This is a genomic window from Bradyrhizobium genosp. A (assembly GCF_049949275.1).
GTDB lineage: Bacteria > Pseudomonadota > Alphaproteobacteria > Rhizobiales > Xanthobacteraceae > Bradyrhizobium.
This window is the reverse complement of record NZ_CP188196.1, coordinates 6,736,161-6,753,080: the sequence shown is the minus strand read 5'-3', so window position 1 is coordinate 6,753,080 and position 16,920 is coordinate 6,736,161. Positions and strand designations below refer to the sequence as shown.

At 64.9% G+C, this 16,920-nt stretch carries 17 protein-coding genes; 12 read left to right on the top strand and 5 right to left on the bottom strand.

From position 1 onward, the window contains the following. Positions 1-174: 174 nt before the first annotated feature. The 6 genes from ACP2YP_RS31660 (at position 175) to ACP2YP_RS31635 (ending at position 6,112) form a co-directional block, all read left to right on the top strand. A complete protein-coding gene (locus tag ACP2YP_RS31660; RefSeq protein WP_426420132.1) occupies positions 175-1,257 on the top strand; it encodes an ABC transporter ATP-binding protein in 1,083 nt (360 codons plus the stop codon). 34 nt (positions 1,258-1,291) lie between these two features. Beyond that, complete coding sequence (locus ACP2YP_RS31655) at positions 1,292-2,008, top strand: HAD family hydrolase (RefSeq protein ID WP_426420131.1); 717 nt, start codon at positions 1,292-1,294, stop codon at positions 2,006-2,008. Between the two features lie 15 nt (positions 2,009-2,023). Next, positions 2,024-3,331, top strand: coding sequence for an NAD(P)/FAD-dependent oxidoreductase (locus tag ACP2YP_RS31650; protein ID WP_426426328.1), 1,308 nt, complete (start codon positions 2,024-2,026; stop codon positions 3,329-3,331). Between the two features lie 28 nt (positions 3,332-3,359). Further along, entirely contained in the window at positions 3,360-4,406 is a 1,047-nt protein-coding gene (locus ACP2YP_RS31645) for an ABC transporter substrate-binding protein (RefSeq protein WP_426420130.1), read from the top strand. Between the two features lie 69 nt (positions 4,407-4,475). Further along, complete coding sequence (locus tag ACP2YP_RS31640) at positions 4,476-5,288, top strand: ABC transporter permease (protein WP_426426327.1); 813 nt, start codon at positions 4,476-4,478, stop codon at positions 5,286-5,288. Further along, entirely contained in the window at positions 5,285-6,112 is an 828-nt protein-coding gene (locus ACP2YP_RS31635; RefSeq protein WP_426420129.1) for an ABC transporter permease, read from the top strand. Before ACP2YP_RS31640 ends, ACP2YP_RS31635 begins: the two co-directional genes overlap by 4 nt. A gap of 140 nt (positions 6,113-6,252) precedes the next feature. Here the strand turns inward: ACP2YP_RS31635 and ACP2YP_RS31630 are convergent, their stop codons facing one another. Next, positions 6,253-6,900: a TetR/AcrR family transcriptional regulator gene (locus ACP2YP_RS31630; protein WP_426420128.1), complete on the bottom strand. Its 648-nt coding sequence runs from the start codon at positions 6,898-6,900 to the stop codon at positions 6,253-6,255. Between the two features lie 206 nt (positions 6,901-7,106). Between ACP2YP_RS31630 and ACP2YP_RS31625 the strand changes: the two genes are divergently transcribed. Further along, the gene (locus ACP2YP_RS31625; protein WP_200469582.1) at positions 7,107-7,265 is read left to right on the top strand and encodes a hypothetical protein; all 159 of its coding nucleotides are present in this window, start codon (positions 7,107-7,109) and stop codon (positions 7,263-7,265) included. A 15-nt stretch (positions 7,266-7,280) separates the two neighbouring features. Here the strand turns inward: ACP2YP_RS31625 and ACP2YP_RS31620 are convergent, their stop codons facing one another. The 4 genes from ACP2YP_RS31620 to ACP2YP_RS31605 form a co-directional block, all read right to left on the bottom strand. Further along, a complete protein-coding gene (locus tag ACP2YP_RS31620) occupies positions 7,281-8,597 on the bottom strand; it encodes an MFS transporter (protein WP_426420127.1) in 1,317 nt (438 codons plus the stop codon). Between the two features lie 132 nt (positions 8,598-8,729). Next, a complete protein-coding gene (locus ACP2YP_RS31615) occupies positions 8,730-9,521 on the bottom strand; it encodes an amino acid ABC transporter ATP-binding protein (protein WP_426420126.1) in 792 nt (263 codons plus the stop codon). Then, on the bottom strand, positions 9,518-10,180 hold the full coding sequence (locus ACP2YP_RS31610; protein ID WP_426420125.1) for an amino acid ABC transporter permease: 663 nt from the start codon (positions 10,178-10,180) through the stop codon (positions 9,518-9,520). Before ACP2YP_RS31610 ends, ACP2YP_RS31615 begins: the two co-directional genes overlap by 4 nt. A gap of 6 nt (positions 10,181-10,186) precedes the next feature. Beyond that, complete coding sequence (locus ACP2YP_RS31605) at positions 10,187-11,023, bottom strand: transporter substrate-binding domain-containing protein (RefSeq protein ID WP_426420124.1); 837 nt, start codon at positions 11,021-11,023, stop codon at positions 10,187-10,189. A gap of 237 nt (positions 11,024-11,260) precedes the next feature. On the opposite strand from ACP2YP_RS31605, the gene ACP2YP_RS31600 reads away from it, so the two are divergent. The 5 genes from ACP2YP_RS31600 (at position 11,261) to ACP2YP_RS31580 (ending at position 16,916) form a co-directional block, all read left to right on the top strand. After that, positions 11,261-12,178, top strand: a complete 918-nt coding sequence (locus ACP2YP_RS31600; protein ID WP_426420123.1) for an NAD(P)-dependent oxidoreductase — start codon at positions 11,261-11,263, stop codon at positions 12,176-12,178. Positions 12,179-12,399: 221 nt separating this feature from the next. After that, on the top strand, positions 12,400-12,753 hold the full coding sequence (locus tag ACP2YP_RS31595; RefSeq protein ID WP_426420122.1) for a RidA family protein: 354 nt from the start codon (positions 12,400-12,402) through the stop codon (positions 12,751-12,753). A 9-nt stretch (positions 12,754-12,762) separates the two neighbouring features. After that, a complete protein-coding gene (locus tag ACP2YP_RS31590; RefSeq protein WP_426420121.1) occupies positions 12,763-13,989 on the top strand; it encodes a pyridoxal phosphate-dependent aminotransferase in 1,227 nt (408 codons plus the stop codon). Beyond that, positions 13,986-15,647, top strand: a complete 1,662-nt coding sequence (locus ACP2YP_RS31585; protein WP_426420120.1) for a thiamine pyrophosphate-binding protein — start codon at positions 13,986-13,988, stop codon at positions 15,645-15,647. Before ACP2YP_RS31590 ends, ACP2YP_RS31585 begins: the two co-directional genes overlap by 4 nt. 3 nt (positions 15,648-15,650) lie before the next feature. After that, positions 15,651-16,916, top strand: a complete 1,266-nt coding sequence (locus ACP2YP_RS31580; protein ID WP_426420119.1) for an NAD(P)/FAD-dependent oxidoreductase — start codon at positions 15,651-15,653, stop codon at positions 16,914-16,916. The last annotated feature ends 4 nt before the right edge of the window (positions 16,917-16,920 follow it).

Here is a 16,920-nt window from a genome sequence, read left to right as displayed (position 1 = left end):
CGAGTTTTGCCAAGTCTGGTGTCATTGGCATCACAGCCTAAAGACAGGGTGTTCCGGAGAAGGATTTGGTACGGCGCACGCTGTGCCGGCGAATGCTCCAAAACGCTGTCTATAATGCAGGCTTATGGCGCGCAGTGAGGCACGCCATTGCAGGGAACGAGGCGAGGTCGATCGTTGGACAAACGAGCGGAAAGCGTCGAGATCAGGTCCGCGAGCAAGGCGTACGGCGCCGTTCGCGCCCTCGATGACGTTTCCCTCAATGTCGGCGCCGGCGAATTCGTCTCGCTGCTCGGCCCCTCCGGCTCCGGCAAGACCACGTTGCTCGGCATTCTGGGCGGCTTCATCCTGCCGACCTCAGGCACAATTCTCTTCGGCGGCCGCGACGTCACCTACATGCCGCCGCACAAGCGCGACATCGGCGTTGTCTTCCAGAACTACGCGCTGTTCCCGCATATGAGCGTCGGCGAGAACGTTGCCTTTCCCTTGCGCGCGCGGCGCCTGCCGAAAGCGGTCTGGCCCGATAAGGTGCGCGCGGCGCTGTCGATGGTCGGCCTTGCCGGCTATGAGGAACGCGGCATCGCGCAGCTCTCCGGCGGCCAGCGCCAGCGCGTTGCGCTCGCGCGCGCCATGATCTTCGAGCCGCGGCTGATCCTGATGGATGAACCGCTCTCCGCGCTGGACAAGCAGCTCCGCGAATCCATGCAGATCGAGCTGCGCGCGCTGCACCGCCGCATCGGCGCCACCATCATCTATGTCACCCACGACCAGCGCGAGGCGCTGACCATGAGCGACCGCGTCGCGGTGATGAAGGATGGCCGCCTGATCCAGATCGACCAGCCTGAGCGGCTGCACAATCATCCCGCGGATTCCTTTGTCGCCAGTTTCATTGGCGAAGCGACGATGTTGCCGGTCCGCCGTGTCGATACCTCCTGTGTCGCGCTCGGCAATGCGCTGCTGCGCAGCGCCCGCGCCATTCCGGACGGCGACGCGCTGATGCTCGCCGTGCACAGCGAAAAACTCCTGATCGACGACGGCGCCCAGGACGCCGCCTGTAACCGTCTCACCGGCACGGTCACCGACATCGTCTATCAGGGCGAGAGCCTGCGCATCTTCCTGGCGCTCGCTGATGGCATCGCGATCAGCCTGCGTCAGCCGAGCTATCACCAGGCCTACAGCCGCATCCCGCCGCTCGGCGGCAGCCTCACCGTCACCCTTCACCCCGAGGACACCATCGTCGTGCCCAGGGTGGGGGACTGAATCCAGCCTTGTCCAACCGAGAGAAGAAACTGATATGTCGACCCAAGCCGCGTTCAGCAATTTCAAGGTTCTCACCTTCGATGTCGTCGGCACCTTGATCGATTTCGAAACCGGCGTGCTCTCCGCGGTGCGCAAGATCTCGGGCAAGACGCCGGCCGAGCTCAGCGACGAGCAGATCTTCGAGCCCTACAAGCGCGGCCGCGACAAGCACTACGAGCGCTCCAGCGAGGTGATGTTCCACGTCTATCGCCATCTTGCCACGGAGCTCGGGTTGCCGGCGGACGATGCGTCCTGCGATGTGTTCCAGCTCTCGGTGCTGCGCTGGGGGCCGTTCTCGGATTCGATCGAGGCGCTGAAGCGCCTGCGCACGAAATTCCGGCTGGTGGCGATGACCAATGCCGACCGCGTTGCGCTGTCCTGCTACGCACATGCGCTCGGCAATCCCTTCGACGACACGGTGTGTGCCGATGACACCGGCGTGGCCAAACCGAACCCGGAATTCTTCGCCTACAACAAGGGCCGTCAGTCCGCCTTTGGCTACAAGCAGTCCGACATCTTGCACGTCGCGCAGAGTCAGTACCACGACATCGGGATCGCGCGGAAACTCGGCTACAAGGTGTGCTGGATCGAGCGCCGCCAGGGCGTCGCCGGTTTCGGCGGCACACCCGCTGTCGAGGCGCTGACCAAGCCGGACTTCCATTTTCCGACGTTGAAGGCGCTGGCCGACGCGGCCATCGGGCCTGCGGCGTAATCCGTGACCGCGGGCATGACACGGGACTGGAGCGCGCAGCCATCGGTCAACTCGCTGTGGGAAGCCACGGCGGAGCCGGCGCGCGAGTTTCCGGTCCTGTCCGGCGAGCAACAGGCGGATGTGGTGATCATCGGTGCGGGCTACACGGGGCTCTCCGCTGCGCACCACATCGCCAAGAGCGGGCTCGCTCCGATCGTGCTCGAAGCCAACCGGCCCGGCTGGGGCGCGAGCGGGCGCAATGGCGGCGTGTTCACGGCGAAGTTTCGGCTCTCATTCCGCGAGATCGACGCCACCCATGGCCGCGCCATGGCAAAGCGCATGTACGAGATCGCGCATGAATCGACCGACATGGTCGAGGAACTGGTCTCCGAGTTCGGCATCATCAGCGCAAACCTGGCCCGCACCGGCCAGGTCAAGGCTGCGCATAACGAAACCACCCTGAAGGCCGCGATCGACGAAGCCAATTGGATGACGCGCGAGATGGGCTCGGCCGAGGTCCGCATCCTCGATAAGCGCGGCGTGCGCGACGAGACCGGCTCGGATATCTTTGTCGGTGGCGTGCTCAATCCCGGCTCGGGCGGCATTCATCCGCTGAACTATCTGCGCGGCCTCGCCGATGGCGTGGCGCGCCGCGGCGCGCCCATCTTCCAGGAATCGCCGATGATCAAACTCCGGCACGAGAACGACGGCATCGTCGCCGAGACGCCGCAAGGCGCGGTGCGCGCCAGGCAGGCGATCATCGCCACCAACAGTTATTCCGATCTCACCGGCGCGACGGCGCACATGCAGCGCACGCTGATCCCGTTCCGTAGCGCCATGGTCGCGACCGAACAGTTGCCGCGCAATCTCGCGGGCAAGCTGATGCCGACGGGGCGCACCTATACCGAGACCAAGCGGATGATGCGCTGGTTCCGCATGGTCGATCATCGCGTGATCTTTGGCGGCCGCGGCGCCTTCGGCAAGCAGGACTCGGAGACCGCGTTCGATGCCTTGCGCAAGGCGATGGTCGGCATCTTCCCTGATCTCGCCGATGTCCGGCTCGCCTACAAATGGTCGGGCCTGGTCGGCATGACCTTGGACTCGGTGCCGCATATCGGCCGGATCGACGATCGCACGCTGGTCTCGATGGGCTACAACGGTGCGGGCGTCGCGATGTCGAGCCTGATGGGCCGCTATCTCGCCGCCTTCGTGCGCGGCGAGACGCCCGATGTCGGGTTGCTCGACGTCAGCCGCATGAAAGCCATTCCGTTCTATCCGCTACGCGAGCCCGCCGTGCGCATGGTCGCCGGCTGGTACCAGTTTCTCGATGCGATCGGTCAGTGAGATTTCTTTGGCGATGGAGGAGGCGAGGATGACGACGAAACGAAATTTTGGGCTTGGCTGCGCCCTGCTGGGCGCAATGGGATTGACCACCGTGGCGAACGCCGCCGAGCAGATCACCTTCGTGTCGCAAGGTGGCGCCTATCAGCAGGCGCAGACGGTGGCGATCCTCGATCCCTCCGCCAAGAAGCTCGGCATCACCATCAACCAGGATTCAATCCCCGATGCCTGGCCTGCGATCAAGACCCAGGTCGGCAGCGGCAAGCCGATCTGGGACGTCGTCGACACGCCCACCGGGTATTGCCTGCGCGGTGGCGAGCAGGGGCTGATCGAGAAGCTCGACTTCTCCAAGATTCCGAACGCAGCGGCGATGCCCGAGGCCTATCGCAATCCTTATTCGGTCTCTTATGAGTTCTATTCCAGCGTGCTGGCCTACAGCCAAAAAACGTTCCCGAAGGACGCGCCGAACAGCTGGGCCGATTTCTGGGACGTGAAGAAATTCCCCGGCCGGCGCGCGCTGCGCAACCACCCGATCGCCACGCTGGAGGCGGCGCTAATGGCCGACGGCGTCGCGCCGGACAAGCTCTACCCGCTCGATGTCGATCGGGCCTTCAAGAAGCTGGAAGAGATCAAGCCTGATATCACGGTGTGGTGGACATCGGGCGCGCAGTCCGCGCAGCTTCTCAATGACGGCGAGGTCGACATGGAGATGGCCTGGAACGGACGCGTCAGCGCAGTCGCGAAGGAAGGCGCCAAGGTCGCCTTCACCTATCACCAGGGCATCTTGCAGAGCACCTCGCTGTGCATCCTCAAGGGCGCGCCGAACCTCGACACCGCCGTGAAATTCCTCAACGAAGCCGTCGATCCCGTGCACCAGGCCAATCTGCCGCTCAACATCGACTACGGTCCGGGCAATCCCAAGGCGTTCGAGACCGGCGTGATCAAGCCGGAGCGCGCCGCGCAATTGCCGAGCGAGCCGGCCAACGCGGCCAAGCAAGCGCTGATGTCCTACGCCTGGTGGTCCTCGCCCGCGGGCGAGGCCGCCGAGAAGCGCTGGGCGTCTTTCATGCAGAAGTAAGCGAGGCCAGCGTTGATGACATCCGTGCCAGATCCATCGCAAAAACATCAGCGCCGCGAGCACGGGCTGATGCTGGCATTGGTGTCGCCGGCGCTGCTCGTGATTCTGCTGCTGATCGTGCTGCCGGTCGGCTGGCTGGCCTGGCAGTCGATCTACCATGACGGCTTTACGCTGGAGAACTATCGCCGCGTCTTCACCGAAGACATTTACTGGCGGAGCTTTGCGCTGACCTTCGAGATCAGTCTCGCGGTCACGGGAATCGCGCTGCTGCTCGGCTATCCCGTCGCCTATCTCGCCAAGTCCGTGCCGAAGGGCTGGAGCATCCTGATCCTGTCGCTGGTCGTGCTGCCGTTCTGGACCAGCGTGCTGGTCCGCGCCTATGCGTGGCTGGCGCTGCTCCAGCGCACCGGCGTGATCAACCAGCTTTTGCGTTATCTCGATGTGATTTCCGAGCCGCTCGCGCTGGTCCACAACACCTTCGGCACGGTGGTCGCCACCGTGCACATCCTGCTGCCGTTCATGGTGCTGCCGCTCTACGCCACCATGCAAAAAATCCCCGGCGATCTCATGCAGGCCGGCGCCAGCCTGGGTGCGAGCCCGTCGCTGACGTTCCGCCGCGTCTTCCTGCCGCTGTCGCTGCCGGGCGTGCTCGCGGGCTGCACCATGGTGTTCGTGCTCTGCCTCGGCTTCTACATCACGCCGGAGCTGCTCGGCGGCGGCCGCACCGTGATGGTGTCGATGCTGGTGAGCCGCAATGTCGAGCTCTACAACCAGTTCGGCGCAGCGAGTGCGGTTGCCGTGGTGCTGCTCCTCAGCGTGCTCCTGATCTTCTTCGTCGTGAGTCGCTTCATTTCGCTCGATCGCGTGCTGGGGCAGAAATGACGCGCATCTCGCCCGCACGGATCGCCCTCTATGTCATCAGCGCGCTGGTGCTGGTCTATCTGATCCTGCCGGTGCTGATCATCGCGCCAATCTCGTTCTCCAGCGCGCGCTTCCTGACCTTCCCGCCGCCGTCGTTCTCGCTGCGCTGGTACCAGCAGTATTTTTCCAATCCGGCCTGGATGCAGGCGACCCGTGTGACGCTGACGGTCGCGCTCCTCACCGTGGTGATCGCGACGCCGTGTGGCGTTGCCGCCGCCTACGCCATCAGCCAGTCGAAGCTCCGCGTCATGCGGGTCATCCACATGGCGCTGCTGCTGCCGCTGGTGGTGCCGATCATCATCACCGCGGTCGGCATCTTCTTCGTCTATGCCAAGGTCGGCCTGGTCGCGACCCTGCCGGGCCTCGTGCTGGCGAACGTGATGCTGGGCTTGCCTTACGTCGTCATCTCCGTGCTCGCAGGCTTGCAAAGCTTCGACCCCGCGCAGGAGATGGTGGCCCGCAGCCTCGGCATGAACCGCCTGCGCAGCTTCTTCGCGGTGACGTTGCCGCAGATCAAGTCCAGCGTGGTTGCCGGCGGTATCTTTGCCTTCATCTCGGCGATGGACGAGACCATCGTCGCATTGTTCATCTCCGGCGGCCAGTATCAGCCGCTGACCAAGCGCATGTTCACCGCGCTCCGCGACGAGATCGACCCGACGATCGCCGCAATCTCGACGCTGATGACGGCGGCGTCGTTCATGCTGGTGCTCGCGGCAAGCGCTCGGCAGAAAAAGGGCGGGGTAGGTGATGCTCAACGTCGTCCCGGCGAAGGCCGGGACCCATAACCACAGGGAGCAGTTTGCCGAGGACTGGTAGTGAAGAGTCTTCCTACGGTACTAACACCTGCGCTCATCGATAGATCACGCGGTATGGGTCCCGGCCTTCGCCGGGACGACGCCGAATGTTTGGCGTGCTTCGCCGCGCCTCACGCCTTCGCCAGCCACGCCAAGATCATCTCCACGATCTGCGTCCTGCTCTTCGCCAGCACTTTTGGCTCGCTGAGGTCGCGATCGAACAGCGCGCCAAAGGTGTGGCGGTTGGCGACGCGGAAGAAGCAGTAGGAGGAAATGGCCAGATGCAGGTCGATGGCGTCGACGTCATCGCGGAAAGCGCCCTCGGCGCGGCCGCGCTCCAAAATGCCGTCAAGGGTTGCGATCACGCTGGCGTTGAGCTGGCGCAGTTGCTGATTCTGCTTCAGGTGCTTGCCGTGGTGGATGTTCTCGATCGAGACGAGGCGAATGAAGTTCGGGTTGCGCTCGTCGTGGTCGAAGGTCGCCTCGATCAGCCGGCGCAGGCCCTCGCGCGCGTCGCAGCTGGCGATGTCGAGCTGGTCCTCCAGCGCGCGGATGCTGCGATAGGCTTCTTCCAGCACCGCGAGGTAGAGCTGCTCCTTGCCGCCGAAATAATAATAGATCATCCGCTTCGACGTGCGGGTCCGCGCCGCGATCGCGTCGACGCGGGCGCCGGAATAGCCCTCGGAGGCGAATTCGGCCATCGCCACTTCGAGGATGTCGCGCTTGGTGCGCTCGGGGTCGTTGGTGCGCTTCGATGGGGGTGGCATGCGCTCGAGCATGACAGTTTCTCCTGCCCGTTTCTATGGATCGCGCGGCTTGATTTCACACGCCCGCCAACGTCACGCCGTCGACGCAGCGGGTCTCGCGCGACCAGCGCCGGACCAATGGCCCGGACGCACCTGTAATCTGTTTCACAGGCGGACGCGCCGATCTGCGCTAGACGAAGTCAGGCCCCGCGTCCGCGCGGCCGGCTTCGGAGCTGGCGATGATTGCTGCACTGGCAAGAGCAATATCCCGCGCGACGGGAACCAATGTCGACGTCGAAACTCTGAAGATCCTGGTGATCTTCTCGGGTGCGGGCCTGCTGGTCTCACTTGTGGCCGCGATGATCTACGGACAGGCTCTCAACGCCGCTCTGTTCTGAGCCCGTTGCAGTCGGTCAGGCCACCGGATCCTTGGAACGGCTCCGGTCAACGGGCGCCAGCGGTGGTGCACGCCTCAGCGGGGCGTTTTCTTGTGGTGCGGTGTCACTGCCTGAGACGTGTTCGACCGGCGTCGAGCCGCTGTCGCGATAGGCGACGATCCAGATCAGAAAGCCCAGAAGCGCCAGCGCGGCGCCGACGGGGCCGGTGGAGGTCCAGCCCAGCCCCTGGCGAATGGCGAGGCCGCCGAGGAACGGGCCGAGCGCATTGGCGGTGTTGAACGCCGAATGGTTGAGCGCGGCCGCAAGCGCCTGCGCATCTCCCGCGACGTCCATCAGCCGCGTCTGCAGCACGGCCCCGAGCGCGACGCTGGCGCCGATCGCGAAAATGTCGATCGCCAGCAGCCAGGGATTGCCGGCCGCGAGCGGAAACGCCAGCAGTGCCACGGCTGCAAACAGCAGGATGACGCCCGCCGTCGGCATCAGCGCGCGGTCGGCGAAGCGCGGCACGAACAGATTGCCGAGCGTGGCGCCGATGCCGAAGATCGCCAGAAAGAACGGAATGACCTCGGTGCTGACCTTGGTGACCTCGATCAAGGTCGTCGCCAGATAGGTGTAGACGGCAAACATGCCGCCGAAGCCGATGGCGCCGATCGCCAGCGTGATCCAGACGCGGCCGCTTCTGAGCGCGCCGAGCTCGCGCAGCGGATCCGACCGGCCGGCCTGGTCGCGCGGGGCGAACAGCGCGCACAGCAGCATCGTGAGCAGCGCCAGGACCGAGACGAGGCCAAAACTCGCGCGCCAGCCGACCGCCTGGCCGATCAGATTGGCCAGGGGCACGCCGATGATGGTGGCTCCGGTCAGGCCGAGCATCACCTGGCCGATCGCCTGCGAGCGACGGTGTTGGGGAACGAGCGAGGCTGCAACCAGCGCGGCGATGCCGAAATAGGCGCCGTGCGGGAGCCCTGAGAGGAAGCGGGCCGCGATCATCGCGCCGAAGCCAGGGGCAAGCGCGGTGAGGGCGTTGCCGAGTGCGAACACGGCCATCAGCACCAGCAACTGCGTGCGCCGGGCGAACCGCGCGCCGAGCACGGCAATCAGCGGCGCGCCCAGCACCACGCCGAGGGCGTAGGCGCTGATCGCGTGTCCGGCGGTCGGCTCGTCAATATGAAGATCGGCCGCGAAGAACGGCAGCAGGCTCATCGATGCGAATTCGGTGGTTCCGATCGCAAAGCCGCCCATCGCGAGCGAGAACAGGACGATGGCGAGATGAGGAGGCGCGGAAGCCGAATTCGATGTCGTGCTTGGCGAGGTCGCGTGAGGCGATGTCGTCATGTGTCCTGCATTGGTGGCGGCGAGGGGAACCAGCCCAGCAAACGTCGCCACCCCTGCAGTGTTTGTCTGCTCTACTTAAACCCGCACGGGTCCGCGTCAACACCGGAAGCTCCACGTAAGGCCAAGCGCATATCAGCATCCCGGTTTGCTCAGGGCGCAGGCGCCCTCACGCGTCTCGTGAAACCGGCTCAAAAACGCCTTCAGTCGTTCGCTGCGCGGCTGGCGGATGGTCTCGTCCGGCGTGCCGATCTCGGCCATGATGCCGTCGTTCATGAAGCCGACGCGGGTGGAGACGTCGGCGGCGAAGGCCATCTCGTGCGTGACCAGCACCATGGTCATGCCCTCGGCGGCGAGGCTGCGGATGACGGAAAGCACTTCGCCGACAAGCTCGGGATCGAGCGCCGAGGTCGGCTCGTCGAACAGCATCACGTCGGGTTTCATCGCGAGCGCACGCGCGATGGCGACGCGCTGCTTCTGGCCGCCGGACAGCCGGCTCGGAAACGCGTCGGCCTTGTCGGCGAGGCCGACTTTTGTCAGTAGATCGCGGCCGAGCGCGTTGGCCTCGTTTTGCGCCATGCCCTTCACCTGCACTGGACCCTCGGTGACATTGCCGAGCACCGACATATGCGGGAACAGATTAAAATGCTGGAATACCATGCCGACGCTGCGGCGGAGCAGCGCAAGCTGAGCATCGCCAGCGGCGCGCACGCCCTTGCCGAATGAGAATTTGTGCGAGCCGATCGCAAGCTCGCCCTGCTGTGGCATTTCCAGCAGGTTCAGGCACCGCAAAAAGGTCGACTTGCCGGAGCCGGAGGCGCCGATCAGGGTGACCACCTCGCCGCGCGCGACCGAGAGCGAGACGCCCTTGAGCACCTCATGGTCGCCGAACGCCTTGTGGATGTTGTTTGCGACCAGGGCATTCATCGATGCGCTCCCATCTTCAGCTCGACCCGGTCCGCGACCAGCGTCAGCGGGAACAACACGACGAAATAGAGCCCGGCGATCGTGGTGTAGACCTCGAGCGGCTTGTAGCTCGACGCGGTGATCACTGTGCCTTGGTAGAGCAGGTCGCCGACCGCGACCACCGACACCAGCGAGGTGTTCTTCAGCTGCATGATGGTCTGGTTGATGAAGGAGGGGATCATCACTTGCGTGGCCTGCGGCAGCACGATGCGGCGAAAGATCTTGCCGCGGCGCATGCCGATGGCGCGGCCGGCTTCCCACTGGCCGGTGTCAACGGCCTCGATGCCGCCGCGGAAGATTTCCGCGTAGAACGAGCCGGCATAGAGCGACAGCGCGATGAAGCAGGCCATCGCCGGCGACATGTCGACGCCGATCAGGACGGGCAGGGCGTAGTAGACCCAGATCAGCTGCACCAGCAGCGGCGTGCAGCGGAACAACTCGATATAGAGACGCAGCGGCACCGTGACCCAGCGCGGCGCCGTCGTGCGCAGGATGCCGACGAACAGTCCGATGGCGAGACCCGCGACCACCGTGGTCACTGTATAGAACAGCGTGACCAGGAGCCCTTGCCAGATCAGGCCCCAATACGGCTTGAGCGCCGCGAAGTCCCAGACATACATGATCGATCAGAACTGCACTTCGGGCGGGAGATCGTCGGCGGTGAGACCGACCGCTTCGAAGCCTTTGAGCATCCATTCGCGGGTCTGGCCCATCGAGCGGTTGTAGTCGGCCCAGGCGCTGAGGAAGTCCTTGTAGCGGCGGTCGCTCTCGGCGCGGATGCCCATGTTGGTCGGCAGCGTCAGCAGCGGGCGCGGGATTGCGAGATCGCCGAGATTCGGGTTCTTCTTCAGGGTCGAGACCGACAGCACGGCGAGGGAGACGTTGCAGTCGGCACGTCCGGTCGCAACCGCAAGGATCGCCTCGTCGCGGTTCTTGAAGCCGAGGATGTTGGCCTTCGGGCAATAGCGGCGCGCGATGGTCTCGTGGGTCGATCCGATATCGACCGCGATCTTGACCTCGGGCTTGTTGAGATCAGCCCAAATCTGCGGCTTGGCAAAGCCCTTCTTGGTGATGACGGTGAAGGAGTGCACCAGGATCGGCGTCGAGAAGTCGATGACGAGCGCGCGCTCCGGCGTCGGGTTCACGGCGAAGGCGAGGTCGACCTTGTCGGCCTGGAGGTCGAGGATCTGGTTGCCCCAGGTCGATTCCAGCGTCTCGAGCTTGGCGCCGAGCTTGCCGGCGATGTCCTTGGCCATCTCGATGCAGGCGCCCGACCATTCATTGGTGGCGAGATCCTTATGGAAGTAGGGCTCCTGCCCGACGATGACGGCGACCCGGAGCACGCCATTCTTCTTGATGCGATCGAGCGTGGAGGTCGGTGTGTCGGCCTTGGCCGAGCCGCTTGCGGCGGCCATCGCGGCGCCCGCGAGCGCGACAGTGGTGAGAGCGTCCCTGCGATTCATGGTCTCTGTCTCCCTGGAATTTGGGTCGGATCGTCTCCGGCCACTGGACTATTTCTATATTCAGGATAAAATGCAATACGGTATTTCAAGTTGCTGACCATTTGGGCGGCAAGGCAGAAATGAGCCCAATATCTTGGCAGGATTGCGCAAAATTCCTGAAAGCCATGGATTGCAAATCGCATTCAAATCTGCATACAAGTCTGAACGCAATATTGAGGTATGCTGAAGGAGAGGCCTGTGCGCGCCCTATTCGTCGATGCGAACGAGACCCTGGCGGCGGTGACCGACAAGCTGCTGCGCTCCCAGGGGCTGCCTGTCGACATCAACCGCAACCCCTCGATCAAGCCCGATGATTTGCCCGGCCTGCTCGGCGATGCCGAGATCATGATCGTCGATCACACCGCCGTGCCGAGTGCGATTGCCGAGAGCTGCAAGGCGCTGAAGCATGTCGTCTTCCTCGGCACCGGCGCGCGCAGCTACATGAATCCGGAAGAGCTCGCTGAACGCGGCATCTCGGTCCACACCATCAAGGGTTATGGCGACACGGCCGTGGCCGAATGCGTGATCGCGTTGATGTGGGCCTCCGCCAAGAGTTTTGGCGAGATGGATCGTGGCATGCGCGAAGGCAACTGGCTGCGTCGCGACGCCGTGCAGCTCACCGGAAAGACCCTCGGCCTGATCGGTTTCGGCGGGATCGCTGCGGAAGCCGCGCGCATGGCGGCGGGCTGCGGCATGAAGGTGATTGCCTGGAACAGGACGCCGAAGACGCATCCAGGTGTCGAGTTCGTGTCGCTGGAGAAGCTGCTCGCCGAGAGCCATGTCATCTCGCTGCATCTGTTGCTCAACGACGAGACCAAGGGCTTCCTGTCGCGCGAGCGCATTGCGCAGATGCGTCCCGGCAGCATTTTGATCAACACCGCGCGCGGTGCCGTCGTTGATGAAGACGCCATGCTCGATGCGCTACGCTCGGGCCACATTGCGCACGCCGGCCTCGACGTCTTCACCGTCGAGCCGCTGCCATCAGGTCATGCCCTGACAAAGCTGCCGAACGTGACGCTGTCGGCGCATTCGGCATTCCGCACGCCGGAGGCGAGCGACAACCTCATCGGCGCGGCGCTCGATCACTGCCGCCGCATCATCGCCACCGGGCGCTAAAGCATGAAGAAGATTGGTCGTGGCAGGTTCACCTCTCCCCAGCGGGGAGAGGTCGAATTGGGCCTGGCGATGCGAAGCATCGTCCGGTGCAATTCGGGTGAGGGGCCGCAGCGATCAGTGAACTGTAACCCCTCACCCGGATCGCATCTTCCGATGCGATCCGACCTCTCCCTAAGGGAGAGGTGAACAAAGCCATTCCCCTAAGACTTGAAGGACATCCCATGTCGGATATCACCCGCATCGACCAGAACGCCCGCCGCAGCCGCGCCTCCGTGTTCGGCGATCTCGTTTTCCTTGCCGGCCAGGTCGCGGACACCAAGACCGCCGACATCACCCAGCAGACAAAAGAGGCGCTGGCGAAGGTTGACGACATGCTGGCGCGCGCCGGCACCGACAAGTCGCGCCTGCTCAGCGTGCAGGTCTGGCTCAAGACCATGGACGATTTCGACGCCATGAACGCGGTCTATGATGCCTGGGTCGTGCCTGATAACACGCCGACCCGCGCTTGCGGCAAGGTCGAGCTTGCGGACCCCGCCTACCGTATCGAAGTGATCGCGATCGCCGCGCGCAAGTAGGGTTCGGCCGTGACCGTCCAGGCTTCCGCATCGACCTTCCGCCCCGCCCAGCGCATCAGCGCGATCGGCGTCTCCGAGATTTTGAAGATCGGCGCGGTCGCGCAGCGGCTGAAGCGCGAGGGGCGGCCGGTGATCGTGCTGGGCGCCGGCGAGCCGGATTTCGATACGCCTGACCATGCCAAGGACGCGGCCGAGCGCGCCATCCGCGTCGGCCAGACCAAATACACCATTCTGGACGGCACGCCGGAATTGAAGGCCGCCATCGCCGAGAAGTTCCGCCGCGAGAACGATCTCGTCTATGCCGCCGACGAGATCACCGCCGGCGCCGGCGCCAAGCAGGTGATCCACAACGCCTTCATGGCGACGCTCAGTCCCGGCGACGAGGTCATCCTCGCAGCACCTTATTGGACCAGTTATGCTGACATGGTCCGCATCGCCGACGGCACGCCGGTAGATGTGCTCTGCCGCGAGGACAACGGGTTTCGTCTTGAGGCGGCCGATCTCGAGCGCGCGATCACGCCGAAGACGCGCTGGCTGCTGCTGAACTCGCCGTCCAATCCGACTGGCGCCGCCTATTCCGCGGCGCAGCTGCGTCCGATCCTGGACGTGCTCAAGCGTCATGCGCAGGTCTGGCTAATGGCGGACGACATCTACGAGCACCTGATCTATGACGGCATGCCGTTCGTCACGGCGGCGGCGCTCGAGCCGAGCCTGAAATCGCGCACGCTGACCGTCAACGGCGTCTCCAAGGCCTATGCCATGACCGGCTGGCGCGTCGGTTATGGCGGCGGCCCGCGCGAATTGATCGCGGCGATGGCGGTGGTGCAGAGCCAGAGCACGACCAATCCGTCCTCGGTGAGCCAGGCCGCCGCGATCGCCGCGCTGACCGGGCCACAGGATGTTTTGATCGAGCGCCGCGCCGCGTTCCAGCGCCGCCGCGACATCGTGGTCGATGCGCTCAACGCCATCGACGGCGTCACGTGCCGCCGGCCGGAGGGCGCGTTCTACACCTATGCGAGCTGCGCCGGCCTGATCGGCCGGCGCGCGCCCGATGGTAGCATCATCGACAGCGACGTTACGTTTTGCCGCTTCCTGCTGGAGAGGCATGACGTGGCCGTGGTGCCGGGCAGCTGTTTCGGCCTTGCACCTTATTTCCGCCTGTCCTACGCCACCTCGGAACAAAACTTGCGCGAGGCCATGATGCGCATCGCCAAAGCCTGCAGGGAGCTGTCATGACCATTCGCAACACCCGCACCGGGGGCCAGATCCTGATCGATCAGCTCGTAGCCCAAGGCGTCGATCGCGTCACCTGCGTGCCGGGCGAGAGCTACCTCGCGGCGCTGGACGCGCTGCATGACAGCCCGATCGACGTCGTGATCTGCCGCGCCGAAGGCGGCGCTGCGATGATGGCGGAAGCCTATGGCAAGCTCACCGGCCGGCCCGGTGTCTGCTTCGTCACCCGCGGCCCCGGCGCCACCAACGCCAGCCACGGCGTTCACATCGCGATGCAGGATTCGACGCCGATGATCCTGTTCGTGGGCCAGGTCGATACCGGCATGCGCGAGCGCGAGGCGTTCCAGGAGCTCGACTACAAGGCGGTGTTCGGCACCATGGCGAAATGGGCGGTCGAGATCGATCGCCCCGATCGCATTCCGGAGCTGGTCGCGCGCGCCTTCCGCGTCGCCATGCAGGGCCGTCCGGGCCCTGTGGTGATCGCGCTGCCGGAGAACATGCTGACCGAGACGGCGGCTGTCGCCGACGCCATGCGCATCGAGCCGGCGGTGAGCTGGCCCGCTCCCGCTGATATCGAGCAGGTCAGTGCGATGCTGGCCAGCGCCAAGGCGCCGCTGGTCATTCTCGGCGGCTCGCGCTGGACCGATGAGGCCACCAAGAGCATTGCGCGCTTTGCCGAGCGCTTCGACCTGCCGGTCGCGACCTCGTTCCGCCGCGCGTCACTGATCGACGCCGATCATTCGCATTATGCCGGTGATCTCGGCATCGGACCGAGCCCGGGCCTGAAGGCGCGCATCGACAACGCCGATGTCATTCTGCTCATCGGCGGCCGCATGTCGGAGATGCCGTCGTCGTCCTACACGCTGCTCGACATCCCGACGCCGAAGCAGAAGCTGATCCACGTGCATCCGGGTTCGGAAGAGCTCGGCCGCATCTATCAGCCCGCGCTCGCGATCCAGGCGACGCCCGCCGCATTCGCCGCCGCCGTCGAGACGCTGAAGCCTGCCGGCTCAGTCGCCTGGAAGGGCGAGGCCGCCAAGGCGCATGCCGATTACCTCGCCTGGACCGACAAGGCGCGCGAGCTGCCGGGCACGTTCCAGTACGGTCAGGTCATGACGTGGCTGCGCGACCGCCTGCCGAAGGACGCGATCGTCTGCAACGGCGCCGGCAATTATGCCGGCTGGATCCATCGCCATCACCGCTTCCACAGTTTTGCGGCCCAGCTCGCGCCGACGTCGGGCTCGATGGGCTACGGCGTGCCGGCGGGCGTGCTGGCGAAGCGGCAATATCCGGATCGCGTCGTCGTCGCCTTTGCCGGTGACGGCTGCTTCCTGATGAACGGTCAGGAGTTCGCAACCGCCGTGCAATACGACGCGCCGCTGATCGTCATCGTCGTCGACAATTCGCAATACGGCACCATCCGCATGCACCAGGAGCGCGACTATCCCGGTCGCGTCGTCGGCACCCAGCTCAAGAACCCCGACTTCGCGATGTACGCCGAGGCGTTCGGCGGTCACGGCGAGCGCGTCGAGCGCACCGAAGAGTTCGCGCCTGCATTCGAGCGCGCGCTCGCCTCGGGCAAGCCGTCGATCCTCCACTGCATCCTTGATTCCAGGGCGATTTCGGTCGGCAAGGATTTCATGCCGGCGGCGAAGGCGTAGCCGATGTCGGAGGGCCGCCACGTCGCCATCATCGGAGCCGGCGCGGTCGGCGTGATCAGCGCCATCGAAGCGCTGCGCGAGGGTCATCGCGTCACGCTGATCGACGCGGGCGAGCCCGGTGGCGAGCAGGCGGCGAGTTACGGCAATGCCGGCTGGCTCTCCTCGCATTCGGTGATTCCGCCGGCGGAGCCGGGTGTCTGGAAGAAGGTGCCTGGCTATCTCTTGGATCCGCTCGGCCCGCTCGCGATCCGCTGGTCGTATTTGCCGAAGGCGCTGCCCTGGCTGATCAAGTATCTGCTGTCAGGCTGGACCGAGGCGCGGGTCGAGAAGACGGCGTTTGCGCTCCGTGATCTCCTGAAGGACGCGCCGCTCTTGCACCGGAAGCTCGCGGAAGAGGCGGGCGTCCCTGATCTGGTCGAGCGTAACGGCGTGATGCACGTCTTCCCGTCGCGCGGCAACTTTGACAACGATCTCGGCTGGCGCCTGCGCAAGAAGGTCGGCGTCGAATGGATGGAGCTGAACGCCGACGAGATGCGTCAGCGCGAGCCGGATCTACATCTGCGCTACACCTTTGGTGTGGTGGTGGAAGAGGCCGGCCGCTGCCGTGATCCCGGTGCTTACGTTGCGGCGCTGGCAAATCATGCGCTGGCGAGCGGTGCGAAGCTTGTGCGCGCCAAAGCCACCGGGCTGAAGCTGAACGGCAACAAGCTCGTCGCCGTCCTCACCGAGACGGGCGAGATTCCTTGCGATGCCGCCGTGGTCGCGGCTGGCGCGCATTCAAAACGGCTCACGGCATCGGTCGGCGATCCGCTGCCGCTTGAGACCGAGCGGGGCTATCACGTCATGATCGAGCATCCGGAATCAGGCCCGCGCAGCTCGATGATGGCGTCCGACGCAAAAATGGTGGTGAACTGGACCGACAAGGGCCTGCGCGCTGCCGGCACCGTCGAGATCGCTGGCCTCGAGGCCGCGCCGAACTGGAAGCGCGCCGAGATTTTGCGCAACAACCTCCTCGGCATGTTCCCAAAACTGCCGAAGGACATCCCGGCCTCGCGCATCAAAACCTGGTTCGGTCATCGGCCGAGCATGCCGGATGGACGTCCCTGCATCGGCTATTCGCGCGCGTCGCGCGACGTCGTCTATGCCTTCGGCCACGGCCATATCGGCTTGGTCAGCTCGGCCCGCACCGGCCGCCTCGTCGCGCAGCTCCTGAGCGGCAAGCAGCCGGAAATTCCGCTCGCACCGTTCGCGCCCACTCGCTTCTTCTGAGATC